25 protein-coding genes are annotated in these 23,515 nt (G+C 38.1%); 7 read left to right on the forward strand and 18 right to left on the reverse strand.

Going from position 1 to position 23,515, the window contains the following annotated elements:
* Nucleotides 1-38 precede the first annotated feature (38 nt).
* Entirely contained in the window at nt 39-1,295 is a 1,257-nt protein-coding gene (locus FG383_RS04195) for a nucleoside permease (protein ID WP_142605595.1), read from the forward strand.
* 195 nt (nt 1,296-1,490) lie between these two features.
* Nucleotides 1,491-1,931, forward strand: a complete 441-nt coding sequence (locus tag FG383_RS04200) for a peptidylprolyl isomerase (protein WP_142605596.1) — start codon at nt 1,491-1,493, stop codon at nt 1,929-1,931.
* 321 nt (nt 1,932-2,252) lie between these two features.
* On the opposite strand, the gene FG383_RS04210 is transcribed toward FG383_RS04200, so the two are convergent.
* The 9 genes from FG383_RS04210 to FG383_RS04250 form a co-directional block, all read right to left on the reverse strand.
* The gene (locus tag FG383_RS04210) at nt 2,253-2,486 is read right to left on the reverse strand and encodes a hypothetical protein (RefSeq protein WP_142605598.1); all 234 of its coding nucleotides are present in this window, start codon (nt 2,484-2,486) and stop codon (nt 2,253-2,255) included.
* On the reverse strand, nt 2,483-2,803 hold the full coding sequence (locus FG383_RS04215; RefSeq protein ID WP_142605599.1) for a YbjQ family protein: 321 nt from the start codon (nt 2,801-2,803) through the stop codon (nt 2,483-2,485). The genes FG383_RS04210 and FG383_RS04215 overlap by 4 nt, the downstream gene beginning before the upstream one ends.
* 60 nt (nt 2,804-2,863) lie before the next feature.
* Nucleotides 2,864-3,970, reverse strand: coding sequence for a DUF1648 domain-containing protein (locus tag FG383_RS04220; RefSeq protein ID WP_142605600.1), 1,107 nt, complete (start codon nt 3,968-3,970; stop codon nt 2,864-2,866).
* The gene (locus FG383_RS04225) at nt 3,967-4,356 is read right to left on the reverse strand and encodes a GntR family transcriptional regulator (protein ID WP_142605601.1); all 390 of its coding nucleotides are present in this window, start codon (nt 4,354-4,356) and stop codon (nt 3,967-3,969) included. Before FG383_RS04225 ends, FG383_RS04220 begins: the two co-directional genes overlap by 4 nt.
* A 658-nt stretch (nt 4,357-5,014) precedes the next feature.
* Nucleotides 5,015-5,704, reverse strand: coding sequence for an N-acetylmuramoyl-L-alanine amidase family protein (locus FG383_RS04230; protein WP_142605644.1), 690 nt, complete (start codon nt 5,702-5,704; stop codon nt 5,015-5,017).
* Between the two features lie 108 nt (nt 5,705-5,812).
* On the reverse strand, nt 5,813-6,082 hold the full coding sequence (locus FG383_RS04235; protein WP_142605602.1) for a phage holin: 270 nt from the start codon (nt 6,080-6,082) through the stop codon (nt 5,813-5,815).
* Between the two features lie 2 nt (nt 6,083-6,084).
* On the reverse strand, nt 6,085-6,372 hold the full coding sequence (locus FG383_RS04240) for a hypothetical protein (RefSeq protein ID WP_142605603.1): 288 nt from the start codon (nt 6,370-6,372) through the stop codon (nt 6,085-6,087).
* 73 nt (nt 6,373-6,445) lie between these two features.
* Nucleotides 6,446-6,922 carry a sigma factor-like helix-turn-helix DNA-binding protein gene (locus tag FG383_RS04245; RefSeq protein ID WP_142605604.1) on the reverse strand — a complete coding sequence of 159 codons (477 nt, stop codon included), beginning with the start codon at nt 6,920-6,922 and terminating at the stop codon, nt 6,446-6,448.
* Between the two features lie 127 nt (nt 6,923-7,049).
* Complete coding sequence (locus FG383_RS04250) at nt 7,050-7,247, reverse strand: XtrA/YqaO family protein (RefSeq protein WP_142605605.1); 198 nt, start codon at nt 7,245-7,247, stop codon at nt 7,050-7,052.
* A gap of 200 nt (nt 7,248-7,447) precedes the next feature.
* Here FG383_RS04250 and FG383_RS04255 point away from each other — a divergent pair, with 200 nt between their 5' ends.
* Together FG383_RS04255 and FG383_RS04260 are read left to right on the forward strand one after the other, a co-directional pair.
* Nucleotides 7,448-7,789 (forward strand): helix-turn-helix domain-containing protein, encoded by a 342-nt coding sequence (locus FG383_RS04255; protein ID WP_142605606.1) that lies wholly within the window; start codon nt 7,448-7,450, stop codon nt 7,787-7,789.
* Between the two features lie 13 nt (nt 7,790-7,802).
* Nucleotides 7,803-8,261: an ImmA/IrrE family metallo-endopeptidase gene (locus FG383_RS04260; protein ID WP_142605607.1), complete on the forward strand. Its 459-nt coding sequence runs from the start codon at nt 7,803-7,805 to the stop codon at nt 8,259-8,261.
* A 166-nt stretch (nt 8,262-8,427) separates the two neighbouring features.
* Here the strand turns inward: FG383_RS04260 and FG383_RS04265 are convergent, their stop codons facing one another.
* The 7 genes from FG383_RS04265 to FG383_RS04295 all read right to left on the reverse strand — a co-directional run bounded on the left by FG383_RS04265 (nt 8,428) and on the right by FG383_RS04295 (nt 14,701).
* On the reverse strand, nt 8,428-9,732 hold the full coding sequence (locus tag FG383_RS04265; protein ID WP_142605608.1) for a D-serine ammonia-lyase: 1,305 nt from the start codon (nt 9,730-9,732) through the stop codon (nt 8,428-8,430).
* Nucleotides 9,733-9,751: 19 nt separating this feature from the next.
* Nucleotides 9,752-10,189 (reverse strand): GNAT family N-acetyltransferase, encoded by a 438-nt coding sequence (locus FG383_RS04270; RefSeq protein ID WP_142605609.1) that lies wholly within the window; start codon nt 10,187-10,189, stop codon nt 9,752-9,754.
* 217 nt (nt 10,190-10,406) lie between these two features.
* A complete protein-coding gene (gene trhO, locus FG383_RS04275; protein WP_142605610.1) occupies nt 10,407-11,363 on the reverse strand; it encodes an oxygen-dependent tRNA uridine(34) hydroxylase TrhO in 957 nt (318 codons plus the stop codon).
* An 89-nt stretch (nt 11,364-11,452) separates the two neighbouring features.
* Entirely contained in the window at nt 11,453-11,899 is a 447-nt protein-coding gene (locus tag FG383_RS04280) for a YaiI/YqxD family protein (protein WP_142605611.1), read from the reverse strand.
* A gap of 98 nt (nt 11,900-11,997) precedes the next feature.
* Nucleotides 11,998-13,083, reverse strand: a complete 1,086-nt coding sequence (locus tag FG383_RS04285) for an ABC transporter substrate-binding protein (protein WP_142605612.1) — start codon at nt 13,081-13,083, stop codon at nt 11,998-12,000.
* Nucleotides 13,084-13,095: 12 nt separating this feature from the next.
* Complete coding sequence (locus tag FG383_RS04290; protein WP_142605613.1) at nt 13,096-13,875, reverse strand: ABC transporter ATP-binding protein; 780 nt, start codon at nt 13,873-13,875, stop codon at nt 13,096-13,098.
* Between the two features lie 4 nt (nt 13,876-13,879).
* Complete coding sequence (locus FG383_RS04295) at nt 13,880-14,701, reverse strand: ABC transporter permease (protein ID WP_142605614.1); 822 nt, start codon at nt 14,699-14,701, stop codon at nt 13,880-13,882.
* A 155-nt stretch (nt 14,702-14,856) separates the two neighbouring features.
* Here FG383_RS04295 and FG383_RS04300 point away from each other — a divergent pair, with 155 nt between their 5' ends.
* Complete coding sequence (locus FG383_RS04300; protein ID WP_142605615.1) at nt 14,857-16,164, forward strand: M48 family metallopeptidase; 1,308 nt, start codon at nt 14,857-14,859, stop codon at nt 16,162-16,164.
* 83 nt (nt 16,165-16,247) lie between these two features.
* Here the strand turns inward: FG383_RS04300 and FG383_RS04305 are convergent, their stop codons facing one another.
* Together FG383_RS04305 and FG383_RS04310 are read right to left on the reverse strand one after the other, a co-directional pair.
* The gene (locus FG383_RS04305) at nt 16,248-19,328 is read right to left on the reverse strand and encodes an AAA family ATPase (protein ID WP_142605616.1); all 3,081 of its coding nucleotides are present in this window, start codon (nt 19,326-19,328) and stop codon (nt 16,248-16,250) included.
* Entirely contained in the window at nt 19,325-20,491 is a 1,167-nt protein-coding gene (locus tag FG383_RS04310) for an exonuclease SbcCD subunit D (protein WP_142605617.1), read from the reverse strand. Before FG383_RS04310 ends, FG383_RS04305 begins: the two co-directional genes overlap by 4 nt.
* Nucleotides 20,492-20,623: 132 nt before the next feature.
* Here FG383_RS04310 and putP point away from each other — a divergent pair, with 132 nt between their 5' ends.
* A complete protein-coding gene (putP, locus tag FG383_RS04315; RefSeq protein ID WP_142605618.1) occupies nt 20,624-22,111 on the forward strand; it encodes a sodium/proline symporter PutP in 1,488 nt (495 codons plus the stop codon).
* Nucleotides 22,112-22,455: 344 nt separating this feature from the next.
* A complete protein-coding gene (desA, locus tag FG383_RS04320; RefSeq protein WP_142605619.1) occupies nt 22,456-23,508 on the forward strand; it encodes a Delta(5) desaturase DesA in 1,053 nt (350 codons plus the stop codon).
* Nucleotides 23,509-23,515: the final 7 nt, after the last annotated feature.

Genomic DNA, 23,515 nt, shown 5'->3' on the forward strand with positions numbered 1-23,515 from the left:
TAAAAAGATAGGCGCCGTAGCTCAAGTAGGAGGAAGAAATGACAATTAAATCGCGCCTTAAAATAATGATTTTTCTACAGTTTTTTGTTTGGGGATCTTGGCTTGTTACGCTTGGATCTTATATGTTCAATACGTTGCATTTTTCTGGCTCAGAGGTTGGACTCGTTTATAGCTCCATCGGGCTAGCTTCTCTCATTATGCCAAGTCTTATAGGGATAATAGCCGACCGCTTTGTAAAGGCAAATAGATTATATGGAATTCTCCACTTTCTGGGGGCTATTTGTTTATTTTTTGCTGCGAAGGTCTCAGACCCTAGTCTTTTGTTTTGGGTAATGCTTTTTAATGCAATGTTCTACATGCCGACAATTTCTTTGGCGTATACCATTTCGTATTTTGGTCTAGAAAAAGAAGGGCACGATACAACGAAAACATTTCCTTCCGTTCGCGTTTATGGAACTGTTAGCTTTATCCTTGCCTTATGGACAATTAGTCTTTTCGGATTTGAGTTAAGTAATATGCAGCTATACATTGGAGCGGGAGCTGCTCTCTTACTTGCACTGTTTTCACTTGCACTGCCTGACTGTCCAACATCTACTGCTAAGAAGGACGCATCGCTAGTCAGTCGGTTAGGACTCGATGCACTCGTATTGTTTAAACAAAAGAAAATGGCTGTCTTTTTCATTTTTGCTATGTTATTAGGGGCTGCACTGCAAATTAATACCACTTTTGCTGACCCGTTTATACATGACTTTGCGTTAAATCCTAGCTTTAAAGATAGTCTTGCTGTTAAGTATCCTGCTATATTATTATCAATTGGACAAATTTCAGAAGTAGTATTTATTCTAGCCATTCCATTTTTCTTACGTAAATTTGGGATTAAGACAGTCATACTGTTAAGTATGGTAGCATGGACATTACGCTTTGTTCTCTTCGCTTTTGGAGAACCATCGGGCTTAGGATTTAGCTTATTACTATTATCCATGATTGTGTATGGTGCTGCTTTTGACTTCTTTAATATTTCCGGATCCATGTTTGTAGAGAAAGAAGTAGATAGTCGCATTCGCGGTAGCGCACAAGGCTTATTCATGACAATGGTAAATGGTCTGGGCACTTATTTAGGCGCTATCATTAGTGGAAAAATTGTGGATTTCTTCACAGTTGACGGCGTAAAAGATTGGCAAAATATTTGGTTAATCTTTGCGTCCTATACAATCGTTCTTGCCATTATTTTTGCCATAAGTTTTAAATACAAAAATGATCGTGATGTAATGAAAGATATAAATAAAACTGCTTGATAGGTATTTATACTAAGAGAACAGTATAGTTGAAAACTAAAATACTTTCTTAATATCCGGTGCCAAGTTTGTTGGTGCCGGATTTTATATTATTGTACTAATCAGTACTAACTCTTTTCCATGAGCTGTTTTTGGAAAATGTTATATGCACGTGCTATACTTATGAAGGATTTAATTGAAAAAGGAGTGTTTTGAATGACGAAAAAAGGTTATTTTTTAATGGATACTGGCGAAAAAATCGAATTTGATTTATACCCAAATGAAGCACCAAACACAGTTGCAAACTTTGAAGAGTTGGCAAACAGCGGATTTTACAACGGGGTTATTTTCCACCGTGTTATTCCTGGTTTTGTAAGTCAAGGTGGTGACCCAACTGGTACAGGTATGGGTGGTAGCGGCAAAACGATTAAATGTGAAACTGCTGGAAACCCACACAAACACGAAGCAGGTAGCTTATCTATGGCTCACGCTGGGAAAGATACAGGTTCAAGCCAATTCTTTATCGTACACGAACCACAACCACACTTAAACGGTGTTCATACTGTTTTCGGTAAAGTAACAAGCGGTCTTGAAGTAGCAACAGCTATGAAAAACGGCGCTAAAATGGAAAAAGTAGAAGTTTTTGACGCTGAATAATTAAAATAAGCAGCTACCTTTAGTTGGGTAAGCTGCTTTTTACTATGGTCAGAAAGTGTGGTGAAGATAATGACGCCATTATTTACTGGGAACTGGGTTGGTATTATTTCTACTGTGTGCTGGATTTTATGCTTTTATTTTACCTTAACCTTTTTCGAAAACTTACGTAAAGGTGACGAGCGGATTACAAAGCAATCTAAGTCCGCTGCAATCATTTTTTTATCATCAGCATTGTTGCTACCTGCCATATTTAATTTTTATTTGTTTGTACAGATGCATAACTGAAGCGTTTCTTTTGGAGACGCTTTTTTATATAAGTTTTCATTCTTGCTTATAAAAACGTTCGCCAGTTTTAGGATTATAATACACCCTCGTTTTCTCTCCTGTAACAGGGTCTATATTGACCTCTTCTGTTCGCTCAAAGCCTGCCGCCACTTTCGTTCCATGATTACGTCTAAACCGTTTGTCATAAATAAAATATCCTAGCAAAATAAAAGCGATAACCGCTATAATTTGCACAATATATATACCTACTACAACGAAGATTCCTGTCATAGTTTCTCTACAACAACTGCTGTTCCGTATGCCACAATCTCACTCATATTCTGACCAATTTCCCCCGAATCATATCGCATCATAACAATAGCGTTGGCATCCATAGAATGGGCATTTTTAATCATACGATCCATCGCTTCTTTTCTTGAGTCCTCTAACATTGCGGTGTATTGCTTGATCTCCCCACCTACTAATCCTTTTAAACCCGCCATAATATCTCCACCAAGTCCTCTGCTTCTCACAATTAGACCATATGCAGGACCTTTAACTTCTACTATTTTATATCCTTCTATTTTTTCCGTTGTCACTACTAACATATGAATCGCTCCTTTATTAAGCTAGTTTTTCTTGTTCTTAAACTATGATTATGTGTAACGCTATAAACTAAATGCGATGACTAAAATTAGGATAAGCGGTCCGAATAAGACAATCCAACTAAGCGGTCGCCCAAAATTGAGTGTCCACCCTATGCCAAATCGCTTTTCGACTAAAATGCTTGGATCATCTTTATTGATATAGATGATTCCACCTTTCCAATACTTATCATCATCAACAGCGATTTTATCTTCTAAACTTGGACTATCCTCTTCTATTTTCAAACGCGAACCACTTTGCCCTACCTTTACTATATATATACCTACTGCCAGAAAAGTTAGCACTAAAAAGACTAGTGGAAGTGCGAACATCACCCATGCAGATCCGATTTCTGGATGAATTGTTTGTAAATGAAAGTAACCCATCATTAATGTCATTGTTATAGCCATAAATAATGCAAACCAGCTACTATATTTACGGAACGCTAGTTGCTGTGAAACGGACGTTTTTTTATTTGCTGGATTGATCTTAGCCCCTGCAAACTTCATCCCTTCGCTCATCATAAGGAACATTCCCTGCATCACAAGTAAAATAAGCGGCATCGAAACGACACTGAAATACGTTTTCTCGCTAAATGCGTCCGGTTGCCCAGAAGGTCCCCAATGAGTAGGGATCATGTCTGGCATTTGAGCATATTTCATAAACGTGTAAATGATTAACCCTACCGTAATAATCATTGGAATAATAAACACGATACGTGGTATTAACTGGAGCTTCGCTTGAAATTGCAAGTCTACTACACGTACTTCCTTTTTGCCCGTCGTCCATCCTTGCTCCTCTTTCAGCCTTTTCACGCGTACATGCATCATGAAGTAATAGCCTAAGCCTATAAAAAGAATGCAAAATTGAACGCCAATACTAAAAAGCGATAATGTTTCTTCTGTCGGTGATTGTGTTAACGCCCAAATAATATAGACAGCAAGTAGGATAATCCCTAGTGTTAATACAACTGCTGTGTATCTTTTTTTATACGCTATGATTGTTTGTTCCTTAGCGTATTGCTCCGGTACATAGACGCCAAATGCTTCCGTTTGCTTAAGTAGTTTCGGCGTAAAAGCTTGTAATACGGTTATAAATAATAAAATAAATCCAAACAAGAAAACTATCATGATGACCCCTCCTTAATATGTTGCACGAGTTCCCGTACCATATCGACCATTTCTTCCTCCGAAAGTTTTAACACTAATCCTTCTGCTACTAATGGGCGAATTTGTTCTGCCAATCGTTGTTGTTCTTCGGCTGTTGCTTTTGGTATTCCATTTGGTTGTATAATTACGCCTGATTTTGCGACGATTTGTATAAATTCCTTCTCTTCTAAGTAATGATAGGCTTTATTTACTGTATGCATATTCATCCCTAAATCTGCTGCAAATGCTCGAACAGATGGCAATGAATCTCCTGGTTTTAACTCGCCCCTTGCGATTCCTTCAATGAGTTGCTGCGCTAGTTGTAAATAGATTGGCACAGATGAATTTGTTTGTATTTCAATGAACATGGTGCTACCTCCTCTATCTACCTTTGTTCTACTCCTAGTGTAACACATTTATTATTCATATGGCAGAGTCAAAACATCTTGTTTACCGGAGCTATGCATAAATGATAGTTTGAGCACAATATAAGCATAATGCGTAAAGAAGTGACCGCTGTGATTTTCGCTGCAGTCGTACGCTTTCCGCCGGGTAAGCGGTGAGCCTTCACCGCCGCTTTGGCGTACGTTGTGAAGTCTCATTTTGCTCAACAGAGGAACAAAGGCTAAGAGCGCCACATCTTGTGGCAACGCCTTCGTGACCAACATCCTGTTGGCCTCGGGAATCACCGCCTGCAGCGAAAATCAATGAAAAATGCTTAATTATCAGTGCAGGCTTGCAAAAAAAAAAAATATATTAGCCAGTGTTTCAATTGTATGCATCCAAAAAATGGATTAGAGCAATTAATTGGTCAGTGAAAGCAACTAGTTCTATTCGTAGAGCAACCAAATTACTAATGAAAGCAACCAAATTCTTAAAACAGCAAGTTTACTTGTAGTGAGACGACAAGGACTATGACTCGTTTTTTGTAGATGTTGCGCGCATGCACATCAACGTCATAGGTCTTCTAATCACCTAAGCATAAAAAAAGCCCCACCCACGTATGTGAGTAGGGCTAATCATCCTTTATTTCACTCTTAATACTTGTCCGATATAAATGGTGTAGTTAGCATCTAGACCATTCCAATCCTTAATTTGTTGTACCGTGCTACCATAAGTCTGACTTAATGAATAAACGGTATCCCCACTTTTTACAGTATGAAAAACTGCTGTGCTTTTCTTTGGAAGATTGAAACATTTTGCAATGCCATTCACATGACCTCGCGCTAGTGATTCAATGAAGGAAGATGTTTTTAACTTTGCCGCATCATTTGCATGATCAATAAATCCATTTTCCGTCAAAAGAGCCGGCATATTGGATTCACGTAACATATGAAAGTTTTCTTGTTTTTTACCACGATCCGTATAATTCACAAGCTTTAATATTTCTGCGTGAATCGTATTTTGATAAGTTGTAGTAGGTGCGCCTACTCCTGGGTATACATAATCCTCATAGCCTGTCCCACCACCTGCATTAATGTGAACGGAAAGAAGGAAATCAGCCCCCCAAGCATTCGCTGCATTTGTACGTTGCGCCAACGTCAAAGTCTGATCCCCGGTTCTACTCATTAATACACTTACATTGTTATATTCAGCAATCAAGATATCTTTGACTCTAGTGGCAATTTGCAATGTTAGATTTTTCTCCAGTAACCCATTTCCTACTGCACCTGAATCCGTTCCACCATGCCCTGCATCAATAAATACTTTTACCACCATTATCACCTCATATAAGTTTTGTATTACTAGCAAGAACCTTATACACCATTTTAATATATTACATAGCAATCACCACCTCAAAAGAAAAAGCCACCTGGAGGCAACTTATTTTGGTTCGATATAATTCATTGCTCTTTTGCTATCAGGTAATTTGTTTGTCGTAGGTTCTTGAATAATCCCCATTGTCGCTAATAATCCAAACACTATATTTATAAAAGCAAATATCCAGTCTTTCATTTCTTCGGTAATATGAAAATCTGTTAAACTAGCAGCATGAGCCCCTATCAAAAGTAGTTCAGCTAATAGAAAGATTTGAGCAATAAAACCTGTAACCCAAATCTTATTTTTGAAACGTACTTTCCAGTTAATCTTCATACTTATTGTGCCTCCTGAATAATTTTGAGATAATCAATTGTTTTGTGAGCATGTTTCGAGCTTTCCTCCACTCGTGCTACACGTTCTGCTATTACATCCATTTGCTTCTCATTTGCTTTCAAATCCATTCGAATTGACTCTACGCCATTACTAATAGTGTCTAGCTTCGTTTCAATAACTGCCGTTTTCGCAGCATCTGCTTTTACATCTTTGTCGCGATTACGACGAAATGTAAGCAGTCCTATAAACAAACCTATCATCGTGCAACCAATACCGATAAACGCCTCCATTTTGCACCTCCATTCAAGCTCTCTATCAAATAACTCTCTTCACTACTAGGTGGGTTTATACGTCACTCGTACGTCAGGAAACGAGAATTTTGACTTTGTCTTTTGCACGATCAATGTATTGTTGCACGGTTCTCTTCTTTAAATTCAGCTCCTCTGCTATTTCTGTGAGACTCATCCCGTATGCCATATGCATTAAATAGCATTGTCTTTCTCTATGAGAAAGTTCTGTTAAAATCGATATAATCTTCTGTTTTTGTTCTTCACTTAAACTAGTTCGCTTGGTGTCCAATTCAATCGTTGGAAATAGATCCATATCCAGTAATGCACGACGTTGGTATATAGACCGTTTATCAGCACCATGAAGATTGCCCGGTCTTCTTCCTTTTTTCATCCATTCAAGCGCGTAAGACATATCATCCATCATGCTATTAATAATTTTGAGATCTGTATTATCTTTAGGATTCATTGGATCTAATCGTTCCTTTAGGTGCTCCAGCTCTTTTTTATGATAGGAATATTCTTTTATCAATTTATCCCCCCAATTCAACATAGGAAACTCCTCCTTTTCTTTTAAAACCCTATAAAAAAAGAGGACAACAAAAGATCAGCAAGATGCTGAAATCGTTTGTTGTCCTCCAGATGACTGGTGGGACTATGATGATTTTTTCTACCCTATTTTAAAAATCCTCTCCTTCATTCCATTTAACACGCACGACTTTTCCTTGATGTGTCTTAATGGTCGTATCAGCGAATGCAGGTAGCTCTGTCATTTTTGCTGTATCTTTACTAATTACGACGATACATGGATTCGGAATTTCTTTTGTATTGAGATTGATATTACCTTTTGAATCTACTTCTACGTCTTTCATTCTCATCAATATCCTCTCCTCACTATTTCTGAAAATTAAAATAGAACATTAGTTCTTTTTCGTGGGATGAATCTATCATATTACTAACAGAAATCTCTGTCAACAAAAAAGTTCCTAAAACGGAACAAAAAATTTAAATTTGTTGCACTTTCGGAAATTTCGAGTTAGAATTCTAACCATAGATAATATGTAAGGAGATTACAGCTGTGAAGAACTTCGGAACATTATTAAAAGAGCTAAGACTGAACAGAAAACTCACTATTGAACAATTAGCTGATTCTTTAAATGCTAAATTTGATAGCAAAATTAGTAAGAGCTCTATAAGTCGTTGGGAAAATGGAGAAGCAGATCCTAAGTTGGAATTTGTTCGATTACTCGCAGATTTTTTTCAAGTTCCAGGTCAGTACTTCTTAGGAGAAGACTCTGAAAAAATCTTAGATAGCCAGAAAATCGTAACGATTGCAGCGCATATTGATGATGATGTCACGGTGGAAGAAATGGAAGACATTAAGAAATACATTGAGTTTATTAAATCGCAACGCGGATAAATGAGGTGTCTACATGACGTATGATCAACTAATAATGGAGTACCCACATATTAAAATTATTGAAAAAGTATTACCTAAAGGTCTCCCAGGTTTATATTACGATAATGTGATTGAAATTGATAAATTCAAAAATAAATATGAAAAGCATTGTATTTTAGCGGAAGAGCTTGGTCATTACGAGACGACCTATGGAGATATTACAGACTTAAATGATGTGAGAAGTGTAAAATTAGAGCAAATAGCTCGAAGATGGGGTTATGAAAAAATTGTCTCTTTGGATCAGCTCATTGATTGCTACGAAAAAAGACAAACAACACTAGATGAAGTATGTATAACTCTTGAAATCACTCCAGAGTATTTGAAAAACGTGATCGATTATTATGTTGAAAAATATGGTCTCTTTAAATTACACAAAGAGTACAAGATTACCTTTGACCCACTTAATATTAAGATGATAGAAAAAAAAGATTAAACTAAGCCTGTATATCATCTATTCCAGCTGCATTCTCATAAATTAGAAGGATGACTTAAAAGCTATTCTTCCTTTAAGTCATCCTTCTTTTATTCCTTAGAATTGTATTAGTCCATGTTGTTAGACTAATGAGGCTATGCTACTTCGGAAGAACAAGTAGTAAAACTTACTTTTTAAGCAATAGTTCGCCTTTTTCATAGTACTCTACCTTCATTTGCTCTGGCACCATCCCTCCACCAGTCGCCCATGCAATATGGGTTGCATTTTTCAAATTAATTTCATTTTTCGCTAGATGAATTGGACCTGTCATGCCAGCCAGTGCAGATGGTTCCAGTTGAATTTTTTCCGTGTCAGCAAGAAGTGCAAGCAATGTGTACATCTTTTCATCACTAATCGTAAAGCTACCACTTAAAAGTTGTTCTAGTGTTTTGCCGACAAATCCAGAAGGTCGACCAACTGCAAGGCCATCTGCATCTGTTTTATTGTCTAGGCCGATTTCATCTACTGCTATATCTTCATGTAAACCTGTCATCATTCCAAGCAGCATACAAGGAGAATTAGTCGGTTCGGCAAAGTAGCAATGAACATGATCACCGAACAAAAGTTTTAAACCGAATGCCACTCCACCAGGTCCACCACCGACACCACATGGTAAATAGACAAACAAAGGATTGTTTTCATCCACCTTTTTCCCTTGCTGCTCCAACTGATTTTTTAGCCTACTAGCCGCAACTGCATAGCCCATAAATAAGTCCGTCGAGTTTTCGTCATCGATAAAAAAGCATGTCCGATCTTTTTCCGCTTGTTTTCTACCTTCTTCCACTGCAACACTGTAGTCAGAAGCATATTCGATCACTTCTACCCCTTTTTCACGAAGCATGTCTTTTTTCCATTGCTTCGCATCGCTCGACATATGGACGGTCACGTGGAATCCGATTTTTGCACTCATAATTCCAATGCTAAGACCTAGGTTACCCGTTGAGCCAACTGCAATGGAATACCCTGCGAAAAATTCTCGCATTTCTTTATTTGCAAGAATAGCGTAGTCGTCAGTTTCCGTTAATAAACCTTCACGAATGGCCAGTGTCTCCGCAATTTTCAACACTTCGTAAATGCCGCCACGTGCTTTAATAGAACCGGAAATCGGCAAATTATTGTCGCATTTTAATAAAAGCTCTCCGTTGAAATCTGTTTGGAATAACTCCTTCATCGCAGCAGCCATTGCTGGAATTTCTACAAGTGGGGATTCAATGATGCCATTTGATTTCGCTGTTTCAGGAAAGGCAATTTGTAAATAAGATGCAAATCGATCTAGTCGATCGCTTGCGTCCTGTACCATTTCCTCTGTGACGGATATATTTTTCAACGCCTCTTCTGTTTTTATTAAATTTGGATTAAACCAAATTATTTCTTCTGCTTTTTTCATTTTTTCGATTAAAGGAAATTGCTCGATTAAGTTTTGTCTTGTCATAGTTGTCTTACCCTTTCTCTTATAAGCTGTACACATGTGTTATATCTGGTGAACGCTCGTCAAATTGAAATCCATTCGCGCGGTAAAATGCATCCGCTTTTGCCGATTCGGTTTTCGTTGTAATTTCGTTGAATTCACCCTTAGCATGGACGAAAAGCGCTTGGAAAAGTTCTCTTCCGATTCCTTTTCTGCGATAGGATGGTAGTGTATAAGCTCTTTGTAGCCTTGCAGCATCTGTATTTTTTGTATTTCGATTTAATCCTCCAATTGCTACAATTTCTTCCCCATCCCATGCACCAAATAGTGCTTCTCCTTGTTCGCTAAATCGATTCGTACCATCTTCATATTCAGTAGCAAGCCTTGATACGAAACGATATCCTTCCTTTTCGCTTTCTTGAATTAGTTTGGATACGTCGACTTCTTTCAAATCAGAAATTCTTCTCACTTCGATTGCCATATACGTTCCCCCATTCTATTTTAAAAACGAACTCTATACTAATATTCGGTATATGGAAGCGTTTTCCCTTTATATTACCGCAAACAAAAGACTTAAAAAAAAATGTTACAGGATTGTTACTGGTGCCTGGCACCAGTAACAATCCTGTAACATTAACAATGCAATCAATCGATAAAAAAATCCCGCTTTGCTTTAAACAAGGCGGGATTTTGGGATTTTATACAGTTGCTTCGATTGCAGCTAGTCTTGACTCTACTTCTTCTTCAGAAAGATTATGTTCTACGATGTAGCGGTTGCGTGGGTGCACGCGGCAGTCGTGTGAACAGCTACGAAGATGTTTGTGTTCGTTTTCTTCAGAGCAAAGAATTTTGTCATTACAGTCTGGGTTGGCACAGTTTACATAGCGTTCACATGGTTCACCAGTAAAATGATCTTTCCCAACAACGACATGTTCTACTTGATTAATCGGAACAGCGATACGCTCGTCAAATACGTACATTTGACCATCCCATAATTGTCCTTTGACTTCTGGATCTTTTGCGTATGTTGCAATACCACCATGTAGTTGTGCAACGTCTTCAAAACCTTCGCGCACTAACCAGCCAGAGAATTTTTCACAACGAATTCCACCTGTGCAATACGTCAATACTTTTTTACCTTCGAACATTTCTCTGTTTTCCAGCATCCATTCCGGCAGATCACGGAAGTTCCGAATATCTGGTCGAATTGCTCCACGGAAATGTCCTAGATCGAATTCATAGTCATTACGAGCATCGATTACAATGGTATCTTCTGCTTGCATTTGTTCGAAAAACTCTTTTGGAGAAAGGTATTTTCCTGTTAGCTCATTTGGATTAATGTCTTCTGCTAATCCTAAATGAACGATTTCTTTTTTTGGACGAACATGCATTTTCTTAAATGCGTGTCCTTCCGCTTCATCTATTTTATACACCATGTCAGCAAAACGATCGTCCGCTTTCATCATGTCCATATATGCGTCGGTTTGTTCAATTGTTCCCGAGCATGTGCCGTTAATTCCTTCGTCAGATACTAAAATACGCCCTTTTAACCCAATTTCTTTACAAGCAGCAAGATGTTCTTGTGCAAATATGACTGGATCTTCTATCGGGACATATTTATAGTAAAGTAATACTCTGTATGCATTTGTTTCCATTTTTTACTCCACCTTTTCTAATTTTGTCCACCGAACAGTATAACAAAAATAGTGATGGATGTTAACTATTTCAATTGAATTCTAAACAGTCAGTCTTTCGTTGCTACTTTACAAAGTTCTGTAAAACCTCTTTCAAATTTTTCGTTATCTTCTTTCTGACGTTTTCTCGGTCCTTTCAGTCTTCCTCCAGCTTGCCTTATTTTTTTGGACATATGACGACTATCTAATAGCTGGTCTATGTTTTCGGCTGTATACCAACGCCCATTTTGATCGATTGCAAATCCTTGTTTTGCTAACACCATTGCGGCAAGCCCATAGTCTTGCGTAACGACGATATCTCCTTTTTTGACACGGTTCACGAGCACAAAGTCAACTGCATCCGCACCTTTGGAGACCATTACCGTCTCTGCACCTTCCCTTTGCATATAATGCGCAGTATCACATAACAATGTAATCTTTAAGTTAAACTTTTTTGCAACAGCAATTGTCAAATCTACTACCGGACATCCATCTGCATCCACCAACACACTCACCATTTTACGCACCTCATTCAAACGTCCTTTTTACACCATTGTATTACACTCTTTCAAATAAAGTACAATGTAAGAAAAAAGCGCCCATACCACTGGACGCTTTATCGTTCATATGCTCCTAAAATCTCTACTGCTTTTTCGGTGGTTGACGTGTCGACTGCTTTATCAAAGTCAACGTCTCCACTGATTGCACCATTTGCTTTATATGCATCGTATTGTTTTACAACGTCATCTAAAAACATTTTGCCATCCGGATCCAGACCCGTTACAAATACCTTTTCCCATAATGCAGGGTCTTTTAAAGCGGTATGTTTTGTCATAATATCAATTATTTCGTCTTTTCCTTCCCCTTTAATGAAGGCATCATTATAGTCACGCACTCCTTTTAAATAAGCAGCCATAAATCGTAATGACACATTTTTTTCATCATTCATAAACTGAGGCGATCCAAGTACGAGGGCTATTTGTGATTCAGGAGCGTAGTCTGTTGCATCCCCAAAACGAGTGTGAAAACCATTTTCAATTCCTTGTGTAATTAACGGTTCAATTTGCAATGCAGCATCGATCGAACCATTTTCAATTGCTCCTAGCATACTACCAAAGTCTCCAAGTAATACGAATTCCACATCATCTTGTGTTAATCCTGCATGTTTCAACATTTCTAAATAAATGTATTCATCAATTGAGTTTTTAGAAGAGATAGCAATACGTTTGCCTTTAAAGTCTTTGTATTCTTTGATGACATCTTGCATATGATTACCTATTACGAAAGTAAAGTACGATTTTCCTGGCACATTATGCCCTTTATCGGCAATAATTTTCACATCGATACCTTGAGCAATGGCGTTGAAGAATGAAGCTGTTGATACTCCTCCGGCGATATCCACTTCACCAGACGCAAGCGCTGGAAGCATTTCGTCACTATTTGCAAACTGAGCAAATTCTACTTCGATATTATAGTCTTCGAAATATCCTTTTTCTTTCGCAATATAAAATCCGGCTCCAGAAGCTGCCCCATCTTCTGCGATAATAACTTTCACTTTCTTTTCCAGCGGAGCCAAATCACCTGATGGGTTATTTGTATTTACATCGTCGTCGATTGCATCTGTGCTCCCCTTTTCTTTAGAACTACACGCACCCAATAAAAGTACCACTGATGCAATTAGTATGAACCAACGCTTTTTCACAAGCTTCCTCCCTTATCCTCTCGATCGTTGTACCTCTTTTTGTAAATGATTCCAAATGGCAATGAATTGCTCCGCCATTTCTGTATTTGCTCGCACTTGCTCCATCGTTCTCGGCCTTGGAATAGGCACTTTAATTTCTTTTACAATTTCTCCAGGATGTGCGCTCATTAATATAATCCGGTCGCTGAGTAACAACGCTTCATCGATGCTATGTGTAATAAATAACACCGTTTTCTTCGTTTCAGACCAAATAGAAAGTAATTCTTCCTGTAAAATGAATTTATTTTGCTCATCGAGTGCTGCAAATGGTTCATCCATCAGTAAAATTTCAGGGTCATTTGCAAAAGCTCTGGCAATGCTAATTCGTTGTTTCATGCCCCCCGAAAGCTCTTTTGGATACAGCTTAGAAAAATTACTTAGACCTACTTTTTTCAAATAATTATTCGTTTGCTTACGGATAAATTCTTTCGGCAAATGGCGCATGTTAAGCCCGAATGCTACGTTTTCTTCGACCGTCAACCAAGGAATAACCCCTTTTTCTTGAAAGACCATCGACTGCAACGGACGAAAATCCGAATCAGCTGCAATCGTAAATTGACCCGAACTTGGGTGCTCTAAGCCTGCAAGTATGCGTAATAAAGTCGTCTTTCCGCAACCACTTGGTCCTACTAAACAAACAAATTCGCCTTCTTCTACTTCAAGCGATACATTTTTAATCGCCGTCACACTATTATTTTTCTTATAAAACACTTTTGTTAAATCTTCAATTGAAATTTTCACATCATTACTCACCTATTCACCTCCATGGGACAATTTTCTTTTGCAGCCCACGTAGGAACAGCGAAAATAGAAATCCGAAAAAGGAAATAAGTATTAACCCAACGAACATTTCTTTTAACATAAAAGCTTTGTAAGAGGTCCATATTAAATACCCTATCCCCGATGTGGCTCCCATCATTTCCGCAGCAACGATTGTAAGCAGTGCAATCGCCTGCCCCATTTGAATACCTTCTAGCATGACAGGTAATGCACCCGGAAATGCTATTTTGAAGAAGAAATCTTTCGGACTTGCCCCGTAATTTTTCGCAACGTCTAAATGCACCTTTTCTATATTGAGAACACCTGCAACGGTATTAATAACAACTGGGAAAAATACGCTTCCTGCAATCGTTACTACTTTAGAAAAGTCTCCTATTCCAAAAAAGATAATAATGATCGGGAGTAGTGCTAGCGTAGGTATTGGCATAAGTGCCATCACTATTGGAGATATAAAATGTCGAATAGGTGCATACAGTCCCATTAGTAAGCCAATGACTACACCTGGAATTACTCCGAGTAAAAACCCTGCTGCTATTCTATATAATGATACGGAAACATGTGTCCATAACAGGCCGTTCGTTGCCAACTCGAAAAACGTCGTTATAATGGCAGACGGCGGCGGGAAAAATCGAATATCCAATATTCCCGTTCGAGAACATATTTCCCAAAGTAAAAGAAGTAAAACCGGTGAAATAATCGTTAATAGTTGCTTGCTTCGCTCTTTTACTTGTTGCTTTTTCCATTCCTGTTGCTCGGTTTCATAGGGATCGAACCGTACGTTCCCTTTTTCATCGCGCATTTTTCACCACCTCTTCTCCAAATAATATGTCGAAAGTAGGGAATGTGTGAAAAACACAGTCTAAATAGATCTTTACCTGGTTTTCTATTTAATTCTAATTGACTTATTACACATAATTTGGTAAATTTATAAATATTTTAAGGGAGGTAATACATTTGTCATCAAGGGATTTAACGTCAAGTAGAGAAATGCCATATTTCGTTATAAGTGTTATCTTCAGTTTGCTATTATACATACTTGCAATTTTTTCTTTATTCGGAATTGCTATTTTACTAGTTCTAGTTGGTATTTTGCTCTACGCGAATGCCATCATGCTAGGATCCATTCGTGGAAATGGGATACGTATTAACGAAAAACAGTTCCCAGACGTTTATGAACGAGTTATCTCTTTATCTACTAAGATGAATCTAAAAAAAGTACCTGATGTGTTCGTCATTCATTCGGAAGGTGCATTTAATGCATTCGCTACAAGATTTCTAGGGAGAAACATGGTTGTCATTTATTCAGAAGTATTTGAGCTTGCTAGAGAACGAGGAGAGGCAGAACTTGATTTTATCATTGCTCACGAGCTTGCTCATGTAAAAAGAAGACATGTGTGGAAAAACATTTTAATCATGCCTGCACAATTTATCCCTTTTCTTTCTCAAGCATATAGTCGATCTTGTGAATATACTTGTGACCGGGAAGCCGCTTACTATATACAAAATGGAGTAGCTGCTAAGCGAGCACTTACCATTCTTGGGGTTGGAAAAAAATTATATACAGAAGTGAACGAGGATGCTTATCTAGAACAAATTCATACGGAATCGAATGTCGCCGTGTGGTTAAGCGAAGTATTATCTAGTCATCCACTTTTGCCTAAACGAATTCAGGCTGTGGGAACATTTATGCAAGTAGATGGAACACCTACTTATTACTCCAATGCAGGCAAGATTGCTCTTGGTATAGGTGCTTTCCTCGGAATTTTCTTTGTCGGTTACATTGGGGTTATTGCACTTTTTGCAGCAGGAACATTCACGTATGCGAGTTTATTTTCCGGAAGTATTTTAGATGAATTGTCTGCCGAAGAGGATTATTCTAGTACCGATTATTATCTTTCAATGACCCCTCTTATGGAAGCTGTTTCAAATGGAGAGGAAGAAAAAGTTAGAGATCTCATAGCTGACGGCGCTAATCTAGAAGATTTTGATTCAGAGGGAACAACTTCTCTTCATTATGCGATTTATGGGGACGATCTAGCAATCGCAGAAGTATTGTTAGATGCAGGAGCTAATCCAAATACAGCAGATGAATACACCAATGCTTTAACTGCCGCGTTGGATATGGAGAACTATGAAATGGTTTCTCTACTATATGAATACGGAGCTGATCCAAAAATCGAAGACCCTCTAGGTTATTCCGCATTAAACAGGCTCGGTGTATATAGCGAAGAGGATTTTTTAAAAGCATTGAATAGCAATTAGGAACAAAAAGGTGAGTCTCGAAATGAAGACTCACCTTTTCTTTTGGATTTTTAATGGAATACATTAGCTAATAAACACATGAGTTATTTTATAACAAATTTCGTCTTACTATATCCTTCTTTCACTTTCTCCACTTCCAAAATAGCTGGCATAGACGCTTTTAGCTCGGCAACATGTGAAATAACGCCAATCATGCGGCCAGACTTTTGTAAGTCAATCAGTGTATCGATCGCTTTATTCAATGATTCCTCATCAAGAGAGCCAAATCCTTCGTCGATAAACATCGTATCGATTCGGATACTTCCTTGAAAACTTTGAATGACATCAGCCATTCCGAGTGCCAGGCAAAGCGATGCATTGAACTTTTCGCCACCGGAGAGTGTTTTAACATCCCTTGTTTGACCTGTATATGCGTCATATACATCCAAACCAAGCCCACTTTGCTTACCGTGCGTTTCTTGTCGTTCACTTCGAAGTAAGTAGAATTGACCATTTGACATATGCTTTAGTCGCTCATTTGCAGCCGCAACGATTTGCTCTAAATATTCAATTTGCACATAGCGTTCGAACGAAATCTTTAAATGATTTTGTCCGCGGAGCATGTCGTACAAGTCGATAATACGGTGTACCTCTTGCTCCAAAGCTGTTATTCGTTTACTTGTGGTAGCAATCTTTTCTTCTAATGCCCTTCCTGCTTTCTCATATTCTTTTGTACTATTTAATGCAGTTAACGCTTGCTCGTACAATTCTTTTAACTGAACAAGTTCTTCTTCTAGTGGCACTAGCTCGACTTTCACTTTCGATGCTAGCTGCTGCCTTCCTTCTTTTACTTGCTCTGTTAAAGTATGAAGTGTTCGTTTATACGCGGTGCATTGCTCTTTTAGCATCGTTCGTTCTCTTTCGGATAATTTCGCTTCTTTATATGCTTCTACTGATTCGAAAGTTGCTTTTGTTAATGCGTCTTGAAAATTCCCATACGCTTTATCCCGTTTTACGGTTGTTTCTTTTGCGTTTATGTCAGCATGTTCAAGTGTTAAAACTGCTTTTGTGCGTGCGTCTTGTGCAGCTTTTAGCATTTTTTGTGCTTCTTCCCATGCTTGTTCTAATGCTTCTTTTTGTTTCTTAGCAGCTGTCAATTGAACTTGGAGCTCCTGCAAACTTGGGATAGAAGCTGGGATAGATGTTTTTTTCGATGCATATACAGCTTTTGCTTTTTCTAATAGATTGTTTTTTTGATAATAGTTTGTTTCTAAGTGAACTTTTTCTTGCTCCAATTTTTCTACTTTTGCTAACAATTCTTTATAAGGTTGTTTCAATAAAGACAGCTTATTTTTTTCTAACCGGAGTGCGTTTACTTCCGTTTGTAACTTTCCTACATCTTCCCGCAATTGGTCTACTTGGAGAATATTTACTTGCAGTTCCTCTAACCGATTGGAAATTCTTTGTAGCTGTTTATTTAAAGCTTCTTTTTTGGCACGAGTCGTTAACAGTTTCGTTTCTTGTTTAGTCAATCCTTCTTTTAATCGCTGCAATGCTTCTTCATTCATAGATTGCTCGTGGGCATCCAAATTCAGCACATCATGTTCTTTACTTCCACAAACAGGGCAAGGTTCACCAGAAACTAGTTTAGATGCTAAAATAGTGGCTTGGTTGCTCATCCATTTTTGTTCTTCTGCAACATATGCATCTTTCATTTCATCAAAAATCTTTTGCTGTTTTGTTTCTTCTATTACAAATGTATTTTGCTCTTCTTCGTTCATCACATATTCTTGAAGCACAGTGTGTTTTACTTGTAGTATGGATAGTTCTTGTACTTTTGTGTCGAGTGGCTCCACTAACTCCTCAAGCTTGTCTATTGCTTTTTTTTGTTCTGAACAAGCTTCCTTTGCTTTTATGAAAAGGGCAGATCTTTCCTCCAATTGACCTTGTAATAAAACTGTACTTTTTTCTAAATCAAGCATTTCATTTCGTTTCGTTTCTAGTTCTTCAAATAAAGGCAGTAATCCGTTAAATTGAATAAGCATTTCTACACTTTTTTCACGATTTTCTTTTTTATTTTCCTCGTTTGTATACATTACCTCCACTTTTTTTAACGTTTCTTCAGATATTGACATTTCTTTTCGTGCAGCTTCAAGCAACATCTGTTTCTCGTTCAATTCTAGCTGTAGCTCGGTATAGTAGATTTCTACTGCTTCTATGGCGCTTGCGCGTTCAGCTGCTTCTAGCTGATTTTGCTTGTTGTCATACTCCCTCGATTGTCCTTTTAAGCTTTCTAGCTGCTGCTCCTTTGCCTCAAGCTCTTCGAATCGCTCGTTTACTGCTTTTGCTTCATGATAGGCAGTTTGTTTCGATGCGTGTTGCGCGTAAGCCTCTTTATACGTATGTTCGTCTAGCTGAATCTTTTCTTTGTAAAAATTTGTTTCTTCTTTTAAAGCTTCGACTAATTGATAGGTGTTAAAGCTACTCGATTTAATTAATTCAAAAATGCTTGATTCCCTCATTGGAAAGGATGCTAAAATTTGCTCGGTGTATCCATTTCTCGTTAATTCTTCTTTTTTTAGTTCCGCTTCTGCAACAACCTTTTTGTCTTTCAGCTTCTCGCTTATCATTTTATACGGTTCTGTTTTGAAAATTTTACGTAAAATAGCTTCTTTGTTTTCTGTTGGAGAAGTAAGAAGTTTTCTAAACTCTCCTTGTGGGAGCATAACGATTTGACTGAACTGCTCCAGTGATAGACCAATTATTTCTTCTACTTTTTCTTTAATCTCGGAAACAATTTGTCTTTCTACTACCGGGACTTCTCCTGTTTCCAGTACTTCAAAAAATTCGTATCGTTCACCTGTTGCACCTTTGTTCCCTTTTTTTACATGTGGGAGTTGTCGTAAAATGCGATACTTGCGATTATGTATTTCAAATATCAACTCGACAGCTGTATGTGTATCGTCTGTAGCAAAATCGCTTCGCATCATTTTCGTGTCACGCCGATCTTCACCGCTGCCAGACCCGTATAATGCAAAACAAATCCCATCAAATATAGTCGTTTTTCCAGCTCCTGTTGCTCCGGAAATGACAAATAGTCGATTGTCCTTTAACTCAGTAAAGTCGATTGTCTCAGTGAATTTATATGGACCAAAAGCGGTCATTTTCAGTTGAAGTGGCTTCATGCTTCGCTTCCTCCTTCCCGTTCTTCCATGATCGTTTGTCCCAATGCTTCTTTAAAGAGCGTTTCTGTTTCTGCTGTGGGCATTTTCCCACTCACTTCCTCATAAAATGCTTGAAACAGCGTAAAATCATCCATCTTTCTTCGAGGCATCGTTTCACTTTCCCCGGAAGCTACATTTTCGCGAAGTAATTTTCTTTCGACATGCATAGCATTCGGGTAAACCGTTCGAATCTGCTCCATTGGTGATAAAATCGGTGTCCCATCGAGCAGCTTCACAAATACGAAATCTTCACTTATTGGCTGCTGTAAAATATCTTGTATATACCCTTCTACCGTCCGCATATCACGATTGGGAGTTAATAATCTTTTTTCTATCGTAACATTTCCGACTTCATCCAGTTCGACAATGAAAAAACCTTTCTTATGATGTTCCTCCGAAATCGAGTATTTCAAAGGAGAACCCGCATATTGAATCGTCTCGTTTAATACATAATGCGCCTGGTGAAGATGCCCAAGTGCTGTATAGTGAAAATTTTTAAAAAGAGCTGCATCTACATATTCTGCGCCACCTATTGCAAGTGGACGCTCTGATTCACTCGTATTTTCTTCCTCCTGCCCATGAGGAGTTACGAAAGCATGCCCTACAAATACATGTCTTTTAGTAGGATCTACTTGTTTTTCTATTTCTTCTATAATTGCTTTCATTGCAGTTTGATGGCTTGTTACAGATTCATTGTCTAAAATATGTCGCACTTGAGAAGGATCTGTATATGGGATCAAATGAAAGTACACTTCTCCATATGCATCGTTTAATATGACTGGTTTTGGCTCTTTTGTTAATTGACCGACTATATGTAAACCTGCTTCTTTCATTAGTTTACTTCCAAAGTTTAAGCGTCCAGGACTATCGTGATTTCCTGCAATACTAAGCACAGGAATACGTCGTTTTATAACGATTTCGGCGAGTATATCGTCAAGTAAATTTACCGCTTCGGTCGGCGGAACGGCACGATCGTATAAATCCCCTGCGATAATAACCGCATCGGGTTTTTCTTTATCAATTGCTTCTATTAGTCGCTTTAAAACAAATCGCTGTTCTTCCGTCATATATACACCTTGCACTAGTTTCCCTAAGTGCCAGTCCGCTGTATGAAAAAATTTCAATGAAAATTCTCCTCTCGGTATTTAGTAAGTTTATTTTAACAGATGAGGACGCTTGTAAAATATGGAATTATCAAAAATTTCAGTGCGCCTAATTGCTTGACATGGTATTATGTTTGTGGGAGGAGATTGTTTATGTCATCAGAAGCTTATCAATTAACAGCCATAATACTTTATATGGTTGCAATGCTAGCTATAGGCTGGTATTCGTATAGAAAGACAGCAAATTTAACAGATTATATGCTCGGAGGTCGTTCACTGGGTCCTGCTGTTACTGCATTAAGTGCAGGTGCTGCAGATATGTCCGGTTGGTTATTAATGGGATTGCCAGGAGCAATTTACTTAACTGGTATGGGAGAAGCATGGATTGCTATCGGATTAACTATCGGTGCCTATTTAAACTGGCTATATGTTGCACCAAGACTTCGTGTTTATACGCAAGTATCAAATGATTCCATTACGATACCGAGTTATTTAGAAAGTCGTTTAAAGCAATCATCTCGTTTGTTACGTGTTGCATCAGGTCTCATTATTTTATTATTCTTTACGTTTTACGTATCTTCCGGAATGGTAGCGGGAGGGGTTTTCTTTGAAAGCTCATTTGGCCTTGATTATCATGCTGGTCTACTAATCGTTTCGGCTGTTGTCGTTGCGTACACGCTTTTCGGAGGGTTTTTAGCAGTAAGTTATACGGATTTCCTACAAGGTTTACTCATGTTCTTGGCACTAATTTGTGTACCAGTCTTTGGATTATTTTTGACAGGTGGTATTGGGGAAACAGTAGAATCTATTAAAGCAGTTAATCCAACACATCTAAGTCTTTTCGCAGGAACAACTGTAGCTGGAATTATTTCAACAGTAGCTTGGGGTCTTGGTTACTTCGGTCAACCTCATATTATCGTTCGCTTCATGGCGATAAAATCTGTTAAAGAAACGAAACAAGCACGTCGTATCGGGATTGGCTGGATGATTTTAAGTTTAGTTGGAGCAGTTGCAACTGCATTAGTCGGCGTAGCTTACTATCAACAAAATCCGGATTTGACTTTAACGAGTCCAGAAGCGGTATTCATCGCACTTGGGCAAATCGTCTTCCATCCATTTATCGCAGGTCTTGTACTAGCAGCTGTTTTAGCGGCTGTTATGAGTACGATTTCTTCACAGTTAATCGTTACATCTTCTGCATTGATAGAAGATTTATACAAAGCTATTATTAAAACGAATGCGTCTGATCGAACATATGTAAATTACGGACGCCTTGCCGTTCTTTTCGTTTCTATTGTTGCAGCAATTCTAGCATGGGGTGAAAATGATACCATCTTGAAACTTGTATCCTTTGCTTGGGCAGGTTTCGGTGCATCGTTTGGTCCAGTTATTTTACTTACCCTTTACTGGAGAAAGATTACTTCGACGGGTGCATTATGGGGAATGATTGTTGGGGCAGTAGTCGTTGTTATTTGGGGCTCAACTGAAGCTCTTTCCAGTGCATTATACGAAATCGTACCTGGTTTCGTGTTATCGTTAATCGTAACAGTAGTTGTTAGCTTAATGACATACAAACCAAATCCTGAGATTGAAAAAGAGTTTGATGAAACATTACGCTTGTTAAAAGAAGAAAGAAAATAAATTGTTATCGCAAGCTGACCGTTTGTTTCGGTCAGCTTTTTTTTATGAATAATGCCGAAAACTAGATAAAGTTGCAGGTATGTCCTGGAACGTTACGAGTATGCCGTCCTATATTGCGCTTAGTAGAGATAGTACACAATTCATCGCAATTCTTCGTTACCTCATGTCGAGTAAACCCTTTCCATTGAGAAAAGACAATAGGCACATAAAGAACGCCTTGCGCTTCTAATATACCTTTTGTCCCTATATGACACTTGTCATACTTAAGACTTGACGTTTATGCCTACTCCTAATAGCTGCGTACCTTTATAGTTAAGGTAATAATTCACTTTAGGAGGAATAATGTGAGTAGAGAAAAAACACTTGAATTGCGCAAAAATGTAAAACCATTTGAAAATTCTGAGTTGAAAAAGAGTATTATTCAACTTATTAATACAATACCACCATTTTTTATCCTGTGGTTCTTAGCCTACTTAAGTTTAGATGTTTCTGTTTGGCTCGCAGTTGGCTTATCCATAATCGCGGCAGGATTTGTTGTTCGTATTTTCATCATTTTCCACGATTGCACACATGGTTCTTTCTTTAAAAACAAAAAAGCGAATAATATTACTGGTACGGTTACGGGAATTATCACGTTATTTGCTTATGAAAAATGGAAACGTGAACATAATATCCATCATGCAACAAGCGGAAATTTAGATAAACGCGGTGTTGGTGATATATGGATGATGACTGTAGAAGAATATGTTGAGGCTTCCCCAATGAAACGACTTTCTTACAGACTTTATCGAAATCCGATTGTTATGTTCGGTTTAGGGCCAGCATTACTGTTTTTAGTAAGCAACCGAATTAATCGAAAAGATGCTCGTCCGAAAGAACGCAATAACACTTACTTGATCAACTTCTCAGTTGTGGTTCTGTATGCATTAATGATTTGGTTAATAGGTTGGCAGGCATTTGCGATCATTCAAGGAACAATTCTTTTCATCGCAGGTTCACTAGGCATTTGGTTATTCTATGTACAACATCAATTTGAAGATTCTTATTTTGAAGATGAAGCTGACTGGGATTATGTAAAAGCTGCGGTCGATGGAAGTTCTTATTATAAGTTGCCGAAAGTACTACAATGGGTAACGGGTAATATCGGCTTTCACCATGTTCATCATTTAAGTCCAAGGGTTCCTAACTATAACTTAGAAAAAGCACATGAATCGACTCCACCTCTACAAAAAGCAACAACGATTAATTTGCGCACTAGCTTACAATCTATCCGTTTCCGTTTGTTTGATGAAGCTAACAAAAACTTCGTAAGCTTTAAAGAGATTAAACACTTACTCAAAAAACAGAAACAGTCAGTGAAGCTAGATGCTAAAAATGCAACAATTGAAGGAAAATAAATCCTTA

The organism is Psychrobacillus soli, from assembly GCF_006861775.1.
GTDB lineage: Bacteria > Bacillota > Bacilli > Bacillales_A > Planococcaceae > Psychrobacillus > Psychrobacillus soli.

Bases quoted from the DNA above. Each gene is read 5' to 3' on its own strand.
- FG383_RS04215 (WP_142605599.1), bottom strand. From the start codon at position 2,803: ATGTTAGTAGTGACAACGGAAAAAATAGAAGGATATAAAATAGTAGAA.
- trhO (WP_142605610.1), bottom strand. From the start codon at position 11,363: ATGGAAACAAATGCATACAGAGTATTACTTTACTATAAATATGTCCCG.
- putP (WP_142605618.1), top strand. From the start codon at position 20,624: ATGTCATCAGAAGCTTATCAATTAACAGCCATAATACTTTATATGGTT.
- FG383_RS04295 (WP_142605614.1), bottom strand. From the start codon at position 14,701: ATGCGCGATGAAAAAGGGAACGTACGGTTCGATCCCTATGAAACCGAG.
- FG383_RS04260 (WP_142605607.1), top strand. From the start codon at position 7,803: ATGACGTATGATCAACTAATAATGGAGTACCCACATATTAAAATTATT.
- FG383_RS04280 (WP_142605611.1), bottom strand. From the start codon at position 11,899: ATGGTGAGTGTGTTGGTGGATGCAGATGGATGTCCGGTAGTAGATTTG.
- FG383_RS04270 (WP_142605609.1), bottom strand. From the start codon at position 10,189: ATGGCAATCGAAGTGAGAAGAATTTCTGATTTGAAAGAAGTCGACGTA.
- FG383_RS04265 (WP_142605608.1), bottom strand. From the start codon at position 9,732: ATGACAAGACAAAACTTAATCGAGCAATTTCCTTTAATCGAAAAAATG.
- FG383_RS04245 (WP_142605604.1), bottom strand. From the start codon at position 6,922: ATGTTGAATTGGGGGGATAAATTGATAAAAGAATATTCCTATCATAAA.
- FG383_RS04225 (WP_142605601.1), bottom strand. From the start codon at position 4,356: ATGTTCATTGAAATACAAACAAATTCATCTGTGCCAATCTATTTACAA.
- FG383_RS04195 (WP_142605595.1), top strand. From the start codon at position 39: ATGACAATTAAATCGCGCCTTAAAATAATGATTTTTCTACAGTTTTTT.
- FG383_RS04240 (WP_142605603.1), bottom strand. From the start codon at position 6,372: ATGGAGGCGTTTATCGGTATTGGTTGCACGATGATAGGTTTGTTTATA.
- FG383_RS04250 (WP_142605605.1), bottom strand. From the start codon at position 7,247: ATGAGAATGAAAGACGTAGAAGTAGATTCAAAAGGTAATATCAATCTC.
- FG383_RS04220 (WP_142605600.1), bottom strand. From the start codon at position 3,970: ATGATAGTTTTCTTGTTTGGATTTATTTTATTATTTATAACCGTATTA.
- FG383_RS04235 (WP_142605602.1), bottom strand. From the start codon at position 6,082: ATGAAGATTAACTGGAAAGTACGTTTCAAAAATAAGATTTGGGTTACA.
- FG383_RS04305 (WP_142605616.1), bottom strand. From the start codon at position 19,328: ATGAAGCCACTTCAACTGAAAATGACCGCTTTTGGTCCATATAAATTC.
- FG383_RS04200 (WP_142605596.1), top strand. From the start codon at position 1,491: ATGACGAAAAAAGGTTATTTTTTAATGGATACTGGCGAAAAAATCGAA.
- FG383_RS04210 (WP_142605598.1), bottom strand. From the start codon at position 2,486: ATGACAGGAATCTTCGTTGTAGTAGGTATATATATTGTGCAAATTATA.